14 protein-coding genes are annotated in these 15,168 nt (G+C 67.3%); 4 read left to right on the top strand and 10 right to left on the bottom strand.

Features of this window, described 5'->3' with window-relative positions; all coding sequences use genetic code 11:
* The first annotated feature begins 19 nt into the window (after window positions 1–19).
* On the top strand, window positions 20–1,369 hold the full coding sequence (gene glmU / locus VB716_RS06470) for a bifunctional UDP-N-acetylglucosamine diphosphorylase/glucosamine-1-phosphate N-acetyltransferase GlmU (protein ID WP_323270036.1): 1,350 nt from the start codon (window positions 20–22) through the stop codon (window positions 1,367–1,369).
* Window positions 1,370–1,385: 16 nt separating this feature from the next.
* Window positions 1,386–2,708, top strand: coding sequence for a chloride channel protein (locus tag VB716_RS06465; protein ID WP_323270035.1), 1,323 nt, complete (start codon window positions 1,386–1,388; stop codon window positions 2,706–2,708).
* Window positions 2,709–2,735: 27 nt separating this feature from the next.
* Here the strand turns inward: VB716_RS06465 and VB716_RS06460 are convergent, their stop codons facing one another.
* From VB716_RS06460 to menD, 6 genes are all read right to left on the bottom strand, one after another.
* Complete coding sequence (locus VB716_RS06460) at window positions 2,736–4,193, bottom strand: UDP-N-acetylmuramoyl-tripeptide--D-alanyl-D-alanine ligase (protein WP_323270034.1); 1,458 nt, start codon at window positions 4,191–4,193, stop codon at window positions 2,736–2,738.
* Window positions 4,178–5,062: a hypothetical protein gene (locus VB716_RS06455; RefSeq protein ID WP_323270033.1), complete on the bottom strand. Its 885-nt coding sequence runs from the start codon at window positions 5,060–5,062 to the stop codon at window positions 4,178–4,180. The genes VB716_RS06460 and VB716_RS06455 overlap by 16 nt, the downstream gene beginning before the upstream one ends.
* A complete protein-coding gene (gene glgA / locus VB716_RS06450; protein ID WP_323270032.1) occupies window positions 5,055–6,596 on the bottom strand; it encodes a glycogen synthase GlgA in 1,542 nt (513 codons plus the stop codon). Before glgA ends, VB716_RS06455 begins: the two co-directional genes overlap by 8 nt.
* Before the next feature lie 102 nt (window positions 6,597–6,698).
* Window positions 6,699–7,406 carry a L,D-transpeptidase family protein gene (locus tag VB716_RS06445; RefSeq protein ID WP_323270031.1) on the bottom strand — a complete coding sequence of 236 codons (708 nt, stop codon included), beginning with the start codon at window positions 7,404–7,406 and terminating at the stop codon, window positions 6,699–6,701.
* Between the two features lie 34 nt (window positions 7,407–7,440).
* A complete protein-coding gene (gene menB / locus VB716_RS06440; protein ID WP_323270030.1) occupies window positions 7,441–8,292 on the bottom strand; it encodes a 1,4-dihydroxy-2-naphthoyl-CoA synthase in 852 nt (283 codons plus the stop codon).
* A complete protein-coding gene (gene menD / locus VB716_RS06435) occupies window positions 8,289–10,202 on the bottom strand; it encodes a 2-succinyl-5-enolpyruvyl-6-hydroxy-3-cyclohexene-1-carboxylic-acid synthase (RefSeq protein WP_323270029.1) in 1,914 nt (637 codons plus the stop codon). Before menD ends, menB begins: the two co-directional genes overlap by 4 nt.
* Window positions 10,203–10,298: 96 nt before the next feature.
* On the opposite strand from menD, the gene lepB reads away from it, so the two are divergent.
* The gene (lepB, locus tag VB716_RS06430; protein WP_322758829.1) at window positions 10,299–10,895 is read left to right on the top strand and encodes a signal peptidase I; all 597 of its coding nucleotides are present in this window, start codon (window positions 10,299–10,301) and stop codon (window positions 10,893–10,895) included.
* A gap of 34 nt (window positions 10,896–10,929) precedes the next feature.
* The gene (locus VB716_RS06425) at window positions 10,930–11,289 is read left to right on the top strand and encodes a DUF760 domain-containing protein (protein ID WP_197155164.1); all 360 of its coding nucleotides are present in this window, start codon (window positions 10,930–10,932) and stop codon (window positions 11,287–11,289) included.
* Window positions 11,290–11,310: 21 nt separating this feature from the next.
* Here VB716_RS06425 and VB716_RS06420 read toward each other — a convergent pair whose 3' ends face one another.
* The 4 genes from VB716_RS06420 to VB716_RS06405 are packed head-to-tail and all read right to left on the bottom strand — an operon-like array spanning window position 11,311 to window position 14,956.
* Complete coding sequence (locus tag VB716_RS06420; RefSeq protein ID WP_197155165.1) at window positions 11,311–12,471, bottom strand: DUF4336 domain-containing protein; 1,161 nt, start codon at window positions 12,469–12,471, stop codon at window positions 11,311–11,313.
* Window positions 12,468–13,322: a metal ABC transporter permease gene (locus VB716_RS06415; protein ID WP_197155166.1), complete on the bottom strand. Its 855-nt coding sequence runs from the start codon at window positions 13,320–13,322 to the stop codon at window positions 12,468–12,470. Before VB716_RS06415 ends, VB716_RS06420 begins: the two co-directional genes overlap by 4 nt.
* A 1-nt stretch (window position 13,323) precedes the next feature.
* The gene (locus VB716_RS06410; RefSeq protein WP_197155167.1) at window positions 13,324–14,133 is read right to left on the bottom strand and encodes a metal ABC transporter ATP-binding protein; all 810 of its coding nucleotides are present in this window, start codon (window positions 14,131–14,133) and stop codon (window positions 13,324–13,326) included.
* Complete coding sequence (locus VB716_RS06405) at window positions 14,126–14,956, bottom strand: metal ABC transporter substrate-binding protein (RefSeq protein ID WP_322758828.1); 831 nt, start codon at window positions 14,954–14,956, stop codon at window positions 14,126–14,128. Before VB716_RS06405 ends, VB716_RS06410 begins: the two co-directional genes overlap by 8 nt.
* Window positions 14,957–15,168: the final 212 nt, after the last annotated feature.

The following is a 15,168-nucleotide window of genomic DNA, read 5'->3' as shown; positions in this document are numbered from 1 at the left end:
GCAGATGCCGCCTTCACTGATGCTCGCCGTTGCCGTTCTGGCCGCCGGAAAGGGCACCCGCATGAAGAGCGACCGCCCCAAGGTGTTGCAGCCGCTGGCCGGCGCCACCCTGGTGGAGCGGGTGCTGCGCAGTTGCCGAACCCTGGAGCCTGAGCGGCAGCTGCTGATTGTTGGCCACCAGGCCGAGCGGGTTGAGCAGGAGCTGGGCCATCTGACCGGTCTGGAGTACGTGTTGCAGCAGCCGCAGAACGGCACCGGCCACGCCGTTCAGCAGTTGCTCGAGCCTCTGGCCGGTTTCAGCGGCGAGCTGCTGGTGTTGAACGGCGATGTGCCGCTGCTGCGGCCGGAGACCCTGGAGCAGCTGCTGGACCGCCATCGCCAGAGCGGCGCTGCCGTGACCCTGCTCACCGCCCGGCTCGACGATCCCACCGGATACGGCCGCGTCTTCGCCGATGCCGAGGGGCAGGTGAGCGCCATCGTGGAGCATCTCGATTGCAACCCGGCCCAGCGAGACACCGACCTGATCAATGGCGGCATCTACTGCTTCGACTGGCCAAAACTGGCGGCGGTGCTGCCCCTGCTCACTTCAGACAACGACCAGGGGGAGCTCTATCTCACCGACACGGTGGCTCTGTTGCAGCCGGCCTTCCATCTGGAGGTGAGCGATCCCGATGAGATCAACGGCGTCAACGACCGCCTGCAGCTCAGCCAGTGTGAAGCCGTGCTCCAGGACAGGCTGCGGTGCCACTGGATGGCCGAGGGGGTCACCTTCGTGGATCCACCCAGTTGCACCCTCAGCGATGGCAGCCGTTTCGGCCGCGACGTGGTGGTGGAACCGCAATGCCATTTCCGGGGCAGCAGCGTGATCGGCGATGGCTGCCGCATCGGTCCAGGCTGCCTGATCGAAGACTCTGAACTCGGTTGTGGCGTGGAGGTGCTCCACTCGGTGGTGCGCGGCGCCGTTGTCGCCGATGGCTGCGCGATCGGGCCCTTCGCCCAGCTCCGGGCCGGCAGCAACCTGGCGGCTGGCTGCCGCGTCGGCAACTTCGTGGAGATCAAGAACAGCGTGCTGGAGGCGGAGGTGAAGGTGAATCACCTCAGCTACATCGGCGATGCCGATCTCGGCTCCGGCGTGAATGTGGGTGCGGGCACGATCACCGCCAACTACGACGGCCTCCGCAAGCACCGCACCGTGATCGGGGCCGGCAGCAAGACCGGGGCGAACTCGGTGCTGGTGGCCCCGATCAATCTCGGGGAACGGGTCACGGTGGGGGCCGGCTCCACCCTGACCAAGGACGTACCCAGCGGTGCCCTGGCAATCGGCCGGGCCCGCCAGCTGATCAAGGAGAACTGGCCCGGTCCGGCCTGATCGCCAGGGGTTCACCATGTTGCTCTCCCTGCCCCTGCTGCTCTCGTTGCTGCTCTCCGCCGTGGTGATCACCGCGGCGGAGCAGCCCTATCAATGGCTGTCGGCGCAGGGATTCCGTCTGCAGCGGCTGTGGCCCCTGGGCGGGTCCGAGGCCCTGCCGTTCTGGCTGCCGCTGATCACCCTGGCGGGAACGCTGCTGTTCGTGCGGCTGGCCTGGGGTCCGCTGGCAAGGGGCCGAGGTGGGGGCCTCACGGGGTTGCTGCTGCTGCAGCGCCCGGCCCCCGAGGCGTCCGACGGCAGCTACTCCCGCGACGAAGGTGCGTATCTGGCCAGCCTGGATTGGCGGGTTCAGCTCGCACGGCTGCCGCTCCTGGCCCTCACCCATCTGGCTGGGTTGTCGGTGGGGACGGAATCCCCGTCTGCCGCCCTGGGCGCCTCCTGCCTCTTGGGCCTGCGCCGCTGGCTCACCCCACTTCGCCTGCTGCCCACCTCATTGCTGGTGGCGATCGGAGGAGCGGCCGGTCTTGGCACCGCGTTCCGCTCCCCCTTGCTGGGGGTGGCCTATGGCCTCGAGGAGCTGAGCGCCGTCAAAGGTTTTCCGCTGGTTTTCCCGACCCTGTTGCTGGCGGGTCTCGGCACGGTGCTGTCCGAGGCCTTCGGCTCCGCCTCAGAGGCTCAGCCGGCCCGGCTGGCGGCGCTGGCCCAGCTGCCCCTGGGGCGGCTTCTGCCTCCTGCCCTCTGGCCCACCCTGCTGCTCACCACGCTGGTGATGGGTCTGCTCGGGGTGCTGTTCGTGCGCTTGCTGATTCCCTGCAGCGCCTGGGTGGCCGGCCTGCTGCGCAGCCACCCCTGGCGGGCGGCCCTGGCACTGGCCACGGCCTTTGCCCTGCTGGCCCTCGCCAGCAGTGGTCTCAGCCTCAACGATGGCTCCCTGTCCCTCGGCCCGGGCCTGGCTGGTGACTCGTCCTCGCCGGTCTGGGCTGGCTTGCCCCGTCTGCTGGGTCCGTTGCTCAGCATTTCCGTGGGGGCACCGGGTGGCCTGATGCACGACACCATGAGCCTCGGTGCGGTGCTGATTGCCCCCTGGATCCAGGCCCTGCCAGCCGATCAGCAGGCGGCGGTTGCTGCGGTGGCGGCGGCGGCGCTGTTCAGCGGGGCCTGCCGCACCCCGTTGTTCTGTGGGGTGTTTGTGTTCACCCTGCAGGGTGATGCCCAGCTGTTGCCCTGGCTGCTGGTGGCCTCAGCCCTGGCAGCGGCGATCGGCGAGCGCTGGGGCGGCTCCACCTGGAACACCTGCCAGATGGATCGGCTGCTCGCCTCTCGTCGTCAACCGGGTTGAGCGCTCACAACGGGCTGAAGGCTTCGATCAGTTCCAGCTCTCCCGCTCCAGACACGGCAACAGCCGTTCCAGAGCCACGCCCCGACTCGCCTTGAGCAGCACCACATCGCCGGCGTTGATCCAGCCCCGTAGCGGATCCATCGCTTCAATCGCCTCAGCGACGCGCGCCAGCCGGGGCAGAGAGTGAGCCGCTTCGAACATGGCGGTGCCTTCCTCCCCACCATCCACAATCACCAGTCCATCCAACCCCAGGGCCGCGGCGCGTTCGGCCACCTGACGGTGTAAGTCCAGGCTGCGATCACCCAGCTCCAGCATCGTGCCGAGCACGGCGAACCGGCGCCCCGGTTGGGATGCCAGCAGCTCCAGGGCCGCCAGCACCGCCTCCGGCGAGGCGTTGTAGGTCTCATCCAGCACGGTGAGGCCACCCATCTGCCGCCGCCGGTTGCGGCCGCCGGGCACGTCCACCTCCAGAGCCGTGAGGGCCTGGGGTTCCACGCCCAGCCGATCGGCCACGGCCAGCGCCAGCAGGAGGTTTCTGGCGTTGTGTTGTCCCTCCAGGGGCAGGCTCACCGACTCGATCCGGCCGTTGTGGTGCACCTCCAGGCGGCTGCCATCGTCGTTGAGATGACCGATCCAATCAGCCGGTGGAAGCGGTTCAGCGGCTGGGTCGCTGCTCAGGGCCACCCGCCAGACCTCTCCCGACCAGACCCTGGCCAGGGCCGTCTCCAGCAGCGGATCCCCCGCCGGAATCACCAGCAGGCCGTCTGGTTTGAGGCCGAGGCAGATTTCACACTTGGCCTGGGCGATCGCCTCCCGGCTGCCGAGGCGGCCGATGTGGGCCGTGCCGATGTTGGTGATCACGCTCACATCTGGAGCCGCGCAGTGGCTGAGCCGCTCGATCTCGCCCAGGCCGCGCATGCCCATTTCCACCACCAGGGCGGCGGTGGACGTGCGGGCCTTGAGCAGGGTGAGGGGCACGCCGATGTCGTTGTTCTCGTTGCCGCTGCTCGCCACCACCGGCCCCAAGGAGTCCAGGCAAGCGCGGATCAGCTCCCGGGTGGTGGTCTTGCCGGCTGAGCCGGTCACGGCCACCACGGGAGCCCGCAGTTGGTCGCGCCAGAGCCTTCCCAGCTGCTGATAAGCCAGCAGCGTGTCCGGCACGAGCCAGAGCGGGCGGCCGAGGTCGGCCATTTGCTGCTGCTGGGCTTCCGTGAGCCGATCGGCCTGGGCGATCGCTGCCGCAGCACCGCCGCCGGCCAGGGCCTGCTCCAGGAAGGCATGGCCATCGAAGGTCTCGCCCACCAGGGGCACGAACAGATCTCCCGGTTGGAGGCGGCGGCTGTCGGTGCAGATGGCATCGGGTTCGATACGCAGCTCCGTGCGCAGCTCCGTCAGCCCTGCCCCGGGCTGGACGTCCTGATGCTCCGCTGCTGCCCGCAGGGGCGCGCCCCAGAGCTCCTCCAGTTCATTCAGGCGGATCGCCATGGGGGCAGCAGGCCAGGATCGAGCAGGATCATGCCGGATCCGAGCCTTGCGGAGTGCCCCAGCAGGCGCCCATGGATGTCGCGCAGCTCCAGGCGTTCGAACCCCTGGCTCTGGGCGCGCTCCCACCAGCGCTCGGCCAGCTGTTGCCGTTGCTCCGGCCGAAGCAGGCTGTAGGGCGCATCCAGCCGCAGGATCACGCTGCCGAGTTTCGGCTGCTCGATCAGCTCCAGCCAGGTGGCCGGTCCTTCGATCAGACCGTCGCCATCGGCGATGTAGCCGCTGTCCGCCTGACTGGCCGTGGTCGGGGTGTCCCTGGTCGAGGTGTCCGTGGGCTGCGGGTCAGCGGATCCGGTGATGTCCTCCGATTGGGGCAGCGCTTGATCCATGCCGCTGGCTGTTGCTGTCCCCTTGGCGGTCTTGATCGTCCCGCTGTCCTGCTCAAGCGTCGCGCTGCCCTGCTGGCTGTTTGTGTTGCGCTCGCTCGGGGGCAGCTGGGCTTGGGTGCCTGGGCTTTCAGCACCACTGGCCAGCGGGGTGCTGTCGATCACCCCCTGGGCAGCAGGAGTCGGAGACGCTGCTGGGCGGCGCTGCAGAGTCCAGACCAGCAGACCGCTGAGCGTCAGCGTCACCGCCAGAACCAGCGGCCAGAACAGGGGCGCAAGGTCGCGGGGCCAGGGCCCCGGTCGCGGCAGATCGCCGCTGTTGTTGCGCCTCAGGAGCTCCCGGGCCAACAGCCGCAGGCTGGCCGTAAGGGCGGTCAGGTCGCGGCCCAGCAGCCGCCACGGACTTTCGTAGACAACCGGCAGGGGGGCGGTGTTGGCGGGGCGAGACTCCAGGGTGACCGGTTCGCCCCGTTCCCATTCACCCATTGAGGCGGCGGCGCAGCAGGTTGAGCGGATTGCGGCTGCCACGCCCTTCCTGACTCAGGGAGGCATCCGGAGCGGGTGCCTGGCCACCCCGCAGACTGGGATCGGCATCCTGGCCCTGGGAGAAGCGCTCCACGTCCTCCGCCAGGGGGGTGGGTTCCTTGACGCCGCAGACATCGCGGTACATGACGTCGTATTCGAGGGCGGAGCGGCTCCAGCTCATGTCCTGGGTCATGCCGCGGCGCTGCAACTCCTCCCAGCTGCTCTGGTGGCGGTAGGCCTCCCAGGAGCGCACGATCGAGGTGAAGAAGTCGACCGGCTCGTAGCGATCGAAGCAGAAGCCCGTTCCCGTGCCGGCAATCGGATCGTGGGGCGGCACGGTATCCACCAGTCCGCCGACCCGGCGCACCACCGGCACCGAGCCGTAGCGCATCGCCAGCATCTGGCTGATGCCGCAGGGTTCGAAGCGGCTGGGCATCAGGAAGGCATCGCTGCCGCCGTAGATCAGCCGTGACAGGGCATCGTCGTAGGTGAGAAACACAGCGAAGCGGCCTGGATGACGGGCCGCCATCTGCCAGAGGCCCGATTCATAGCCTCGATCGCCGGTGCCGAGCACCACGATCTGGCTGTCGGTGTAGGCGAGCACCCGGTCTGCCACCTGCAGCAGCAGGTCCACCCCCTTCTGATCCACCAGCCGGCTGACCATGCCCATCAGGTAGGTGCGCGGGCTCAGGCTGAGACCCATGCGTTCCTGGAGAGCCCGTTTGTTGCGCGCCCGAGGGCTCAGATCGGCCGGCGTGAAGGTGGCCGGCAGGGTGGGATCGGTCGCCGGATTCCAGTCTTCCGTGTCGATGCCATTGAGGATGCCGCGCAGCTTGCCGCTGATGTAATTGAGCAGCCCGTCGAGGTGTTCGCCGTACTGGGGGGTGCGGATCTCAATCGCATAGGTGGGTGAGACGGCATTCACCCGATCGGCATAGAGCAGGGCCGCCGCCATGGTGTGATCGCCCTGCATGTACCAGGGGCACCAGGTCATCCGCTCCAGCTTCCAGCGCCAGGGACCCTGGTACTTGAGGTTGTGGATGGTGAAGACCGTGCTGATCTCGGGGTCCTGATGCATCCACACCGGGATCATGCCGGTGTGCCAATCGTGGCAGTGCAGCACCTGCGGCTTCCAACCGCCGTTCCAGGCGAATTCTGCGGTGGCGCTGGCGAAGAAGGTGAAGCGCCAATCCTCATCCTCACCGCCATAGATCCGCTCCGGATCGAACACCGGATGACCCACCAGATAGATCGGCAGCCCGTTGGTGGGGTGGCGGGTTTCAAACACCGAGAAATCGGTGCCCATCGTGTGTCCACGCCAGATCGGTTCGTCTGGAATTGACAGAAGACTCCAGAGCTTGCCGTAACCCGGCATGATGATGCGCACGTCATGGCCAAGCGCAGCCAGGGCAGGGGACAGGGAGCCCACTACGTCCCCCATGCCGCCCACTTTGATCATGGGCGCGCATTCTGCGGCGGCGAACAACACCCGCATCGAAATCCTGCCAGAGATGGCGGCATATTACGGGCGCTTTCCACAGAGCCATGCCAACGGACTGCCCCGTTCAGCCTGGTCAGTCCTGTCGGCTCGGCACCGTCACGGCAGGACCGTGACGGGGGTTCCCAGCTGGACCAGGTTGTACAGCGCCTGCACGTGCTCGTCGTACAGGCGAACGCAGCCGTGCGATACCGCCTGCCCGACGCTGGCGCGGTTGGGCGTGCCATGGAAGCCGGCGGTGACGCACCCCTGCACCACCAGGTGCTCCTGGCCGTTGAAGCCGCGGCGGCCCTTGCAGTCGCGGTAGAAGCCGATCCAGCGGCTGCCCAGGGGGTTGGCCGGACCGGGGGGAATCAGGCGACCATTGGCCGGGTGCTCCCAGACCGGGTTGGCCCGCAGCTCCATCACCTCGAACCGGCCCACGGGGGTTTCCCAGCCCGGCATGCCGACCGCCACCGGAAAGCGCCGGATTTCCTGGCCGTTCTCGAGCACCAGCAGGCGTCGCTGGCGGCGATCCAGCACCAGCTCCAGTCCACCGGGGGCCTCGTCTGAGGCTGGGGTGGCCACGGCCACGCCCTGCTTGGTGTCAACCAGCTGGCTGCCGGCACTGGTCTGAGTGCTGGCATGGGCGTCAGGAGCGATCAGTCCCGCTGCCAGTCCCAGGGTGATCAGTCCAGCCAGGGTGGTCTGGCGCAGCCCGCGGCAGATGGGATCCGCCTTTTGGAACGGCTGGAACCGCTTGTCCGGTATCGGCCGTGACCACAACAGCGGTTCAGGTAGCGGTTCGGATCGGTGGGCGGGGCGCACGAGCTGGAGCAGATCCGATGGCAGTGATCCACCGTCAAGGTAGCCAGGCTGAGGAGGAGAAGTCGGGCTCGCGTTTTTCAAGGAAGGCATTGCGACCCTCCTGGCCCTCCTCGGTTCGGTAGAAGAGATGGGTGGCCTGACCCGCCAGTTCCTGCAGGCCCGCCAGCCCGTCGGTTTCGGCATTGAAGGCGGCCTTGAGGCAGCGGATCGCCGTGGGGCTGTGGCGCAGCACCTGGCGGGCCCAGCTCACTCCCTCGGCCTGCAGCTGCTCCAGGGGCACCACCTGATTCACCAACCCCATCGCCAGGGCCTCCTGGGCGTTGTATTGCCTGCAGAGAAACCAGATCTCGCGGGCCTTGCGTTGCCCCACCACCCGGGCCAGGTAGCCGGCGCCGAAACCGCCGTCGAAGCTGCCGACCCGGGGCCCGGTCTGGCCGAACACCGCGTTCTCCGCCGCCAGACTCAGATCACAGAGCAGATGCAGCACCTGGCCGCCGCCGATGGCGTAGCCGGCGACCAGGGCAATCACCACCTTGGGCAGGCTGCGGATCAGCCGTTGCAGGTCGAGCACATTGAGGCGAGGCAGGCCCGTCTCATCCAGGTAACCGCCGTCACCCCGCACGCTCTGGTCGCCGCCGGCGCAGAAGGCCCAGCCGCCATCGGCTGCCGGACCGGCACCGGTGAACAGCACCACGCCGAGGCGGGGGTTGTCGCGCACCCGCGAAAAGGCGTCGCAGAGCTCCTGCACCGTGCGGGGCCGGAAGGCGTTGCGTTTATGGGGACGATCAATCGTGATGCGGGCGATTCCCTCCTCACTGATCTCGAAGCGGATGTCCTCATACGACCCGGTGCTCTGCCAGATCACCGGCTGGGGGGGCGTGCTCAAGAGGGATCGGGTTGTGCTGCCGCCATTGTGCGCAAGTGCTGGCGCCGGCTGGCATCGGCGCGGCGGTCGGTCCGCAACCGCACCAGGGCCATCGGGAGTTGAAGGGCCCAGGCCAGGGTTTCCTCCAGGGTGCTCCAACTGTTGATCGAACGGGCCGGGACCCCGTGGGCGGCGGCCAGGGCACAGGGATCGACCGCCTGCGGCATGGCGAACAGACGCTCGAAATCGAGCAGTGCCTCGTCGCTGGGTCGAATCGAGAGCTGCTCGAAGATGCCGCCGCCGCCGTTGTCGATCAGCAGCACCGTGAGCCGGCCGCGCAGCTGCTGCTGCCAGAGCCAGCCGTTGCAGTCGTGCAGCAGGGCCAGATCACCGCAGACCAGCACCGCCGCCCCCAGGGCTTCGGCGATGCCGCAGGCGAGCGAGAGGGTGCCGTCGATGCCGGAGGCGCCGCGGAAGGAGAACACGGGGCGGTGCGGGGCGCATGATGACCCGAAGCTCTCCCAGTCCCGCACGGGGCTGCTGTTGGCCAGAAGCAGCGGCAGATCGGCCGGCAGCCGCTGACTCAACCATCGGGCCAGGCCCGGTTCGTTGAGCCCGGCGGAAGGGTCTGGCTGCAGCTTCTGATCCAGCCACGTCTGCATCGCCTGTTCTGCCTGGTGCCATTGCCTCCCCAGGGCCAGGCAGTCGGGCGCCGGGGAGCCCGATCGCCAGGCCGGTGGGGCGGAGGCCAGCCAGGAGACCAACCCCCCATCCCACTGCAGGGCTCCGGTGCCGAGCGGATCCAGGGGCCGTGGTTCCGCTTCGCTGATCAGTACCTGCCGCTGGTGGCCAGTGCCCAGCCACTGCTGCAACCGTCGGCTGGCCGGCAGTGGACCCAGCCGCAGCACCTGCAAGGGCTGCCCTTGAGGGCTGGCCAGATCGGTCGGGCCCAGCAGCAGGTCGGGGTGGCACAACAGCAGGTCGTAGCTGCAGATCAGTTCCAGACCAGGACAGCCACGCAGGCTGGAGAGCGCATCGGCCAGCACCGGCCAGCCGCTGCGCCGTTGCCACTGGCGCAGGGCCTCCAGGAAGGCAGGAAAGGCTGCCATCGGCCCGCGCCAGGGTCCCGCCACCACCACTCCGGGGAGGTCGGGATCCAGGTGGGGTGCATCGCCAGGTGAACCGGCCAAAGGGCTGGAGTGGGTGGCCGCTGGCTGGGCAGGTTGTCCTAAGGGCTCGGCACGTTGCCCGACGGGCTGATCAGGAGGCTGAGGATTGAACGGGAGTGCAACGGATGGATCGAGGAGCTCTGAAGACGCTCGATTGGGTGTTTCTGGAAGGCTTGCCGCCGCCAGAGCCAGCAGGTCGGTGGCGTTGCCGTGCAGGGGTTCGCTGAAGGGCAGATTCAGATGCACCGGTCCTGATGGAGCAGGGGATCCGGCGGTGGCGGCCATGGCCTGCCACGCCAGGTTGCGCAGCGATGTCTCGCTGGCATCGGCCAGTCCCTCGGGCGGGCCTTCTCCATACCAGCGGCAGTTGGCGCGCAGAAAATCCTGCTGGTTCACGGTCTGATTGGCACCGCATCCCTTCAGGGCGACGGGACGGTCGGCCGTGAGCAGCAGCAGGGGGATGGCGCCGTAGTCGGCCTCCACCACGGCCGGCAGCAGATTCGCCACCGCCGTGCCGGAGGTGGTGACCACCGCGGCGGCCCGACCCTCGGCACGACCTAATCCGAGGGCGAAGAAGGCTGCCGAGCGCTCGTCGATCGCGGTGTGCAGCCGCAGGCCCCGTTGCTGTTGCAGCCCTGCGGCCACTGCCAGAGGACCGGAGCGGCTGCCGGGACACAACACCACATGCTGCAGGCCAGCCCTCTGCAGCTCCGCCAGCAGGGTGAGGGCCGCCTGCAGGTTGCATTGGGCCGCGGCCGCCACTGGCGTTGCCTCCGTTGGTCAAGATGGGCCGATCATCCTCACCGGCCGGCCCGCCCCCGACGATTCGCGATGCCGAGCAACGAGTCCACCTCCCCGATGGCAGCCGAGGGCGCGAGCTGGTGGCAGGCCGTGCGGCGCCAGTTGCAGTCGCTGCTGCTGTGGCTGGTGCTGGCCCTGCTGCTGCGTTGGTGGGTGCTGGAACCGCGCTGGATTCCCTCCGGCTCGATGCTGCCCACCCTGCAGCTGGAGGATCGGGTGCTGGTGGAGAAGCTGCGCGCCCGGCTGGATCTGCCCCTGCCCCTGGGCACGATCGTGGTATTCCATCCCCCCAGCCCTCTGATCGCGGCGGGTTACGACCCCAGGGCTGCCCTGATCAAGCGGATCGTGGCCGAACCTGGCGATCGGGTGGAGGTGCGGCAGGGCCGCCTCTGGCGCAACGGCGAACCCGTTTCCCTCGATTGGGCTCCTGAGCTGATCGATTACGACCTGGAACCCCTCACCGTGCCTGCGGGACATCATTTCGTGCTGGGCGATAACCGCAACAGCAGCCTCGATTCCCACCTCTGGGGAAGCTTGCCGGATGACTGCCTGATCGGCTCGGCTCTGTGGCGGTACTGGCCGTTGCAACGCTTCGGATCGTTGCCGCGATTGCCGTCCGCTGATCTCGATGGTGCTAACGAACACTTGGGTTAGGGTGCAGGCGTGTTCCAGAGCACCCCGGAGGGAGATGTTCAACCCGGAGTTCCTGAAGACCGATACCGAAGCGATCAGCAGCAATTCGCTGATTCAGTACCTGCAGGAACAATCCCCGGATGTGCTCCAGCGCGTGGCGCGCTCGGCCAGCCCGGATATGCAGGAAATCATTCGCCACAATGTGCAGGGTCTGCTCGGAATGTTGCCGGGTGAACAGTTTGAGGTGAAGATCCAGGCCAGCCGTGACAATCTCGCCGGTCTTCTGGCCTCCGCGATGATGACGGGCTATTTCCTTCGCCAGATGGAGCAGCGCATGGAACTGGATTCCTCCCTGATCGGCATCGGCGGCCTTGACGACGACGACGAAGCCTGCCCAGGCGAACTGAAGCTCTGAACTGACAGTTCTGATCCCAGATCAGGGATTTTCTGGAACCAGCCCCAGGCGCAGCAATTGCCGGTCGATGCTGGCGAGCACTTCCCATCCGCCGCTATCCGGTGCCCAGCTGCGCTGCTCAAGCTGGCTGGCCAATCCTTCCAGATCGGAGCCGTGACAGGGCACCGGGGCGTCGTAGTGGGCAGGGATCAACCATCGCATCTCGCCCCAGCGGCCCAGCTGGACCAGCCAGTCCACCAGCGCCTGACGGCAGCGCGGAAATACCAGCCGCTCCAGCACCGGGGCAACCTGCAGGCTCTGGCCGCCCCGCAGGGTCTCGAAGTCCTGCTCCCAGCCCGGCTGCCAGCGGAAGGGATAAAAGCCGAAGTGGGCCCGCTTCTGGCGAAGACCTGCCGCGAGGCTGTGGCCGAGCACCTGCGCCAGGGGCGGTACGGCCACACTGGCGGGCCTGAGGTAGGACGCGAACAGCACCAGCCGCTTCCAGCCGCGCTGCCGCTGGGCCGGGCTGTCGACCAGGGGCTCTTCAGCCCGTTCACGGGCGTGGAAGAGCAGTGGCGTCGGGTCGGCGTCGAACAGCTGCGGTGGCTGATCCCCGATGCTCACCAGGGCGTCGGTGATCAGCACGCTGCCGCTGGCGCGGTGCAGGCAGGCCACCTCCTGGAAGGTTCCCAGACCGAGATTGAGTGGACCGAGGCTGCACCACTCCAGCTCACCGGGATGGGGATAGCCCTCGCTGCCGAGGATGTGGGTGCGCCTGGCAGGAAATCCCAGCCAGCTCAGGGGCAGATTCAGCGGAAAGCTCCACTGACCTGAACTGACCCACACCTGCGCCTTGGGAAAGGCGCGGGCCATGGCCGGAACCGGCAGTTTGTGCTCGAGGCCGGAGCTGGTGGGCAGCACGATCGTGCAGACCGGTCCGTGGATCTGCTCCAGGGCAGCCAGGTGGCGCCGTACTTCTGGCGTTGGTGCCACCGGCGCGTAGAGCAGGAGTCCCTGCTGCAGCCGCAGCACCGTCATCCGGATCGGCACGGCCACGTAGTAGATCCCCTGCAGCTGCTCGAAGCTCCACACCTGATCGGCGATCAGTTCTCGCACCAGGGTGCGACGTTGGCCGTAGGGGTAGAGGGGCAGCAGGGGCCACCAGGGCCAGCGCTGATCTGCCAGAGACTCAGGCGCCATCATCGTGGCTGGGATTGGTGGCGGCGGTGGGCCAGCAGTCCATGGCGAGGCGCGAACAGCAGGGCCATCAGGAAGAGGCCTGTCTGCCACAGCACGATGCAGCCGGCCGTGGAGGCATCGAACCAATAGCTGGCATAGATCCCCAGCAGGCTGGCCAGGGAGGCACTGGCCATGGCCAGCCAGCACATCCGGTCGAATCGATCGGTGAGCAGATAGGCGGTGGCCCCAGGGGTGACGAGCATGGCCACCACCAGGATGATGCCCACGGTCTGCAGCCCGGCCACCGCCGCCAGCGACAGCATCGACAGCAGCAGGTAGTGGAGCACTCCGGTGCGGATGCCGATCGAGCGGGCGTGGGTCGGATCGAAGCAGAACAGCACCAGATCGCGGCGGAACACAAGCAACACCGCCAGCACGATCAGGGAGATCACCAGGGTCTGGGTCACGTCCTCCGGCGAGATTCCCAGGACGTTGCCGAAGAGAATGTGGGTGAGATCGATCGTGCTGCGCACCTTCGAGACCAGCGTGATTCCCAGGGCAAAGAATCCGGTGAACACCAGGCCGATCACCGTGTCCTCCTTCACCCGTGTCTTCTGCTTGATGAAACCGATCGAGGCCACCGAGCCCACACCGAACACAAAGGCACCGAGGGCGTAGGGCAGCCCCAGGGCGTAGGCAATCACCACGCCCGGCATCACGGCGTGGGATACGGCATCCCCCATCAGGGCCCAGCCCTTGAGGGTCATGAAGCAGGAGAGCATGCCGCAGACGCTTGCCACCAAAAGGCTCACCAGCAGCGCCTTGACCATGAAGTCGTGGCGCAGGGGCTCCAGCAACAGGGTGGCGAGATCCATCTCAGCAGCCCTCGCCACCAGTGGCGGCCGGTCCCATCACGGGCACCTCGCCACCGAAGGTGCGGGCCAGATTCTCGGGTGTGAACACCTCGGATGTTTCGCCGTAGGCCAGCACGGTCTTGTTGATCAGCACCACCTGATCGCAGAAGCTGCGCACGTGGGCCATGTCGTGCGTCGAAATCAGGATCGAGCGACCTTCCTGGCGGAACTGCAGCAGCAGATCAACGATCAGTTTTTCGGTGCGGATGTCGACCCCATTGAAGGGTTCATCCAACAGCAGCACCGAGGCGCCCTGAGCGAGGGCACGGGCCAGAAAGGCCCGCTTGCGTTGTCCGCCGGAGAGCGAACCGATCTGGCGGTGGCGCAGGGCCCACAGCTCCACACGCTCGAGGGCATGACGCACGGCGGCATGGTCGGAGGAACGGGGGATGCGCAGCAGGTTCATGGCGCCATAGCGCCCCATCATCACGACGTTCTCCACACTCACCGGGAAGTCCCAGTCGACCATCTCGCTCTGGGGCACGTAGGCCACGGCGTGCTGGCGCTGCGCATCCTGAACCCCCAGTCCATTGACGCGGATGCGTCCGCAGGAGGGTTGGATGAAGCCCATCAAGGCCTTGAACAGGGTGGATTTGCCAGCCCCATTCATGCCAACCAGACCACAGATACTGCCGGCAGGTAGCACCAGGCTGGCTCCGTGCAGAGCAACGCTTCCGTGATAATCCACACTGACGTTCTCCACCTCCAGCCGCAGGCCTGACCGGAGCTGGCCTGCCGTGCTGTGATCGGCACCCCAGGCGGCGTCAGTCATTCGTGAGCCCCTTCACGATCAGATCGACGTTGTGTCGCTGCAACTTCAACAGGCTAGGCGCGGGACCTGTGGGATCCGAGAGCGAATCGACGTAGAACGTACCGCCGAAGCGGGCTCCACTGGCCGCCGCTAACTGGCGCATGCTTTTGTCGCTGACGGTGCTTTCGCAGAACACCGCCGGGACCTTCCGGCGACGCACTTCGTCGGTGAGACGGGCCTGTCGCCGAGGGGTGGCTTCCCCTTCACCGTTCACTGGCCAGAGGTAGCCCTCCTGCAATCCGTAGTCGCGGGCGAGATAGCTGAACGCTCCCTCGCAGGTCACCAGCATCCGCTGGTTGGGCGGCACCCTCGCCAGGGAGCGACGCAGATCCTGATCGAGCTGGGCGAGCTTCTGCTTGTAGGCCTCGGCATTACGGCGGTAGGTGGCGGCTCCGGCCGGATCCAGGTCGATGAAGGCGTCCCGGATCGTGTCCACATAGTGCTGGGCACGGCTGGGCGACATCCAGGCATGGGGATTGGGCACGCCTGGGCCTGTGCTGCCGGTGGACTCCAGTCCATCGCTGCGAATCGGCAGAGGATCCATACCCTCGGTCACCACGACCCGTCGTGCTCCCTGGATGGTGTCGGTGAAACGCTGGGCCCAGCGCTCCAGATTGAAGCCGTTTTCCAGGACCATCACCGCACCCTGGGCGCGGCGCAGATCGCTGGGCGTGGGCTCGTAGTGATGGATTTCGCTCCCCACCTTGGTGATCGAGGCCACCTCCAGTCGATCTCCGGCCACGTTGCGGGCCATGTCCGCCAGCACCGTGAAGGTGGTGAGCACCAAGGGACGCCCCTCGGATGCTGAGGGTGAGCCTGCTGAAACCTGATCCCGTGGCGACACCGTGGGAGGAGCGGAGCACCCCGCCGTGACCAGCAGAAGGGGGAGCGCGATCAGGGCCAGGCCGGCTCGCCTGGGCCATCTGGTCTGGTCAGCGTGGTGTCGATGGACGAAGCACGGGGATGGCACGGTGGAACAGAAAGCCGGAAAGCTGG

Origin of the sequence: Synechococcus sp. CCY9201, assembly GCF_034931105.1 — a bacterium.
GTDB lineage: Bacteria > Cyanobacteriota > Cyanobacteriia > PCC-6307 > Cyanobiaceae > CBW1002.
The sequence above is the reverse complement of the archived record's forward strand: the minus strand, read 5'-3'. Positions and strand labels throughout refer to the sequence as shown.

Excerpts from the sequence above, each read along its gene's own strand:
- glmU (WP_323270036.1), top strand. The coding sequence starts at position 20 with ATGCTCGCCGTTGCCGTTCTGGCCGCCGGAAAGGGCACCCGCATGAAG.
- VB716_RS06465 (WP_323270035.1), top strand. The coding sequence starts at position 1,386 with ATGTTGCTCTCCCTGCCCCTGCTGCTCTCGTTGCTGCTCTCCGCCGTG.
- VB716_RS06460 (WP_323270034.1), bottom strand. The coding sequence starts at position 4,193 with ATGGCGATCCGCCTGAATGAACTGGAGGAGCTCTGGGGCGCGCCCCTG.
- VB716_RS06455 (WP_323270033.1), bottom strand. The coding sequence starts at position 5,062 with ATGGGTGAATGGGAACGGGGCGAACCGGTCACCCTGGAGTCTCGCCCC.
- glgA (WP_323270032.1), bottom strand. The coding sequence starts at position 6,596 with ATGCGGGTGTTGTTCGCCGCCGCAGAATGCGCGCCCATGATCAAAGTG.
- lepB (WP_322758829.1), top strand. The coding sequence starts at position 10,299 with ATGGCAGCCGAGGGCGCGAGCTGGTGGCAGGCCGTGCGGCGCCAGTTG.
- VB716_RS06425 (WP_197155164.1), top strand. The coding sequence starts at position 10,930 with ATGTTCAACCCGGAGTTCCTGAAGACCGATACCGAAGCGATCAGCAGC.
- VB716_RS06420 (WP_197155165.1), bottom strand. The coding sequence starts at position 12,471 with ATGATGGCGCCTGAGTCTCTGGCAGATCAGCGCTGGCCCTGGTGGCCC.
- VB716_RS06415 (WP_197155166.1), bottom strand. The coding sequence starts at position 13,322 with ATGGATCTCGCCACCCTGTTGCTGGAGCCCCTGCGCCACGACTTCATG.
- VB716_RS06410 (WP_197155167.1), bottom strand. The coding sequence starts at position 14,133 with ATGACTGACGCCGCCTGGGGTGCCGATCACAGCACGGCAGGCCAGCTC.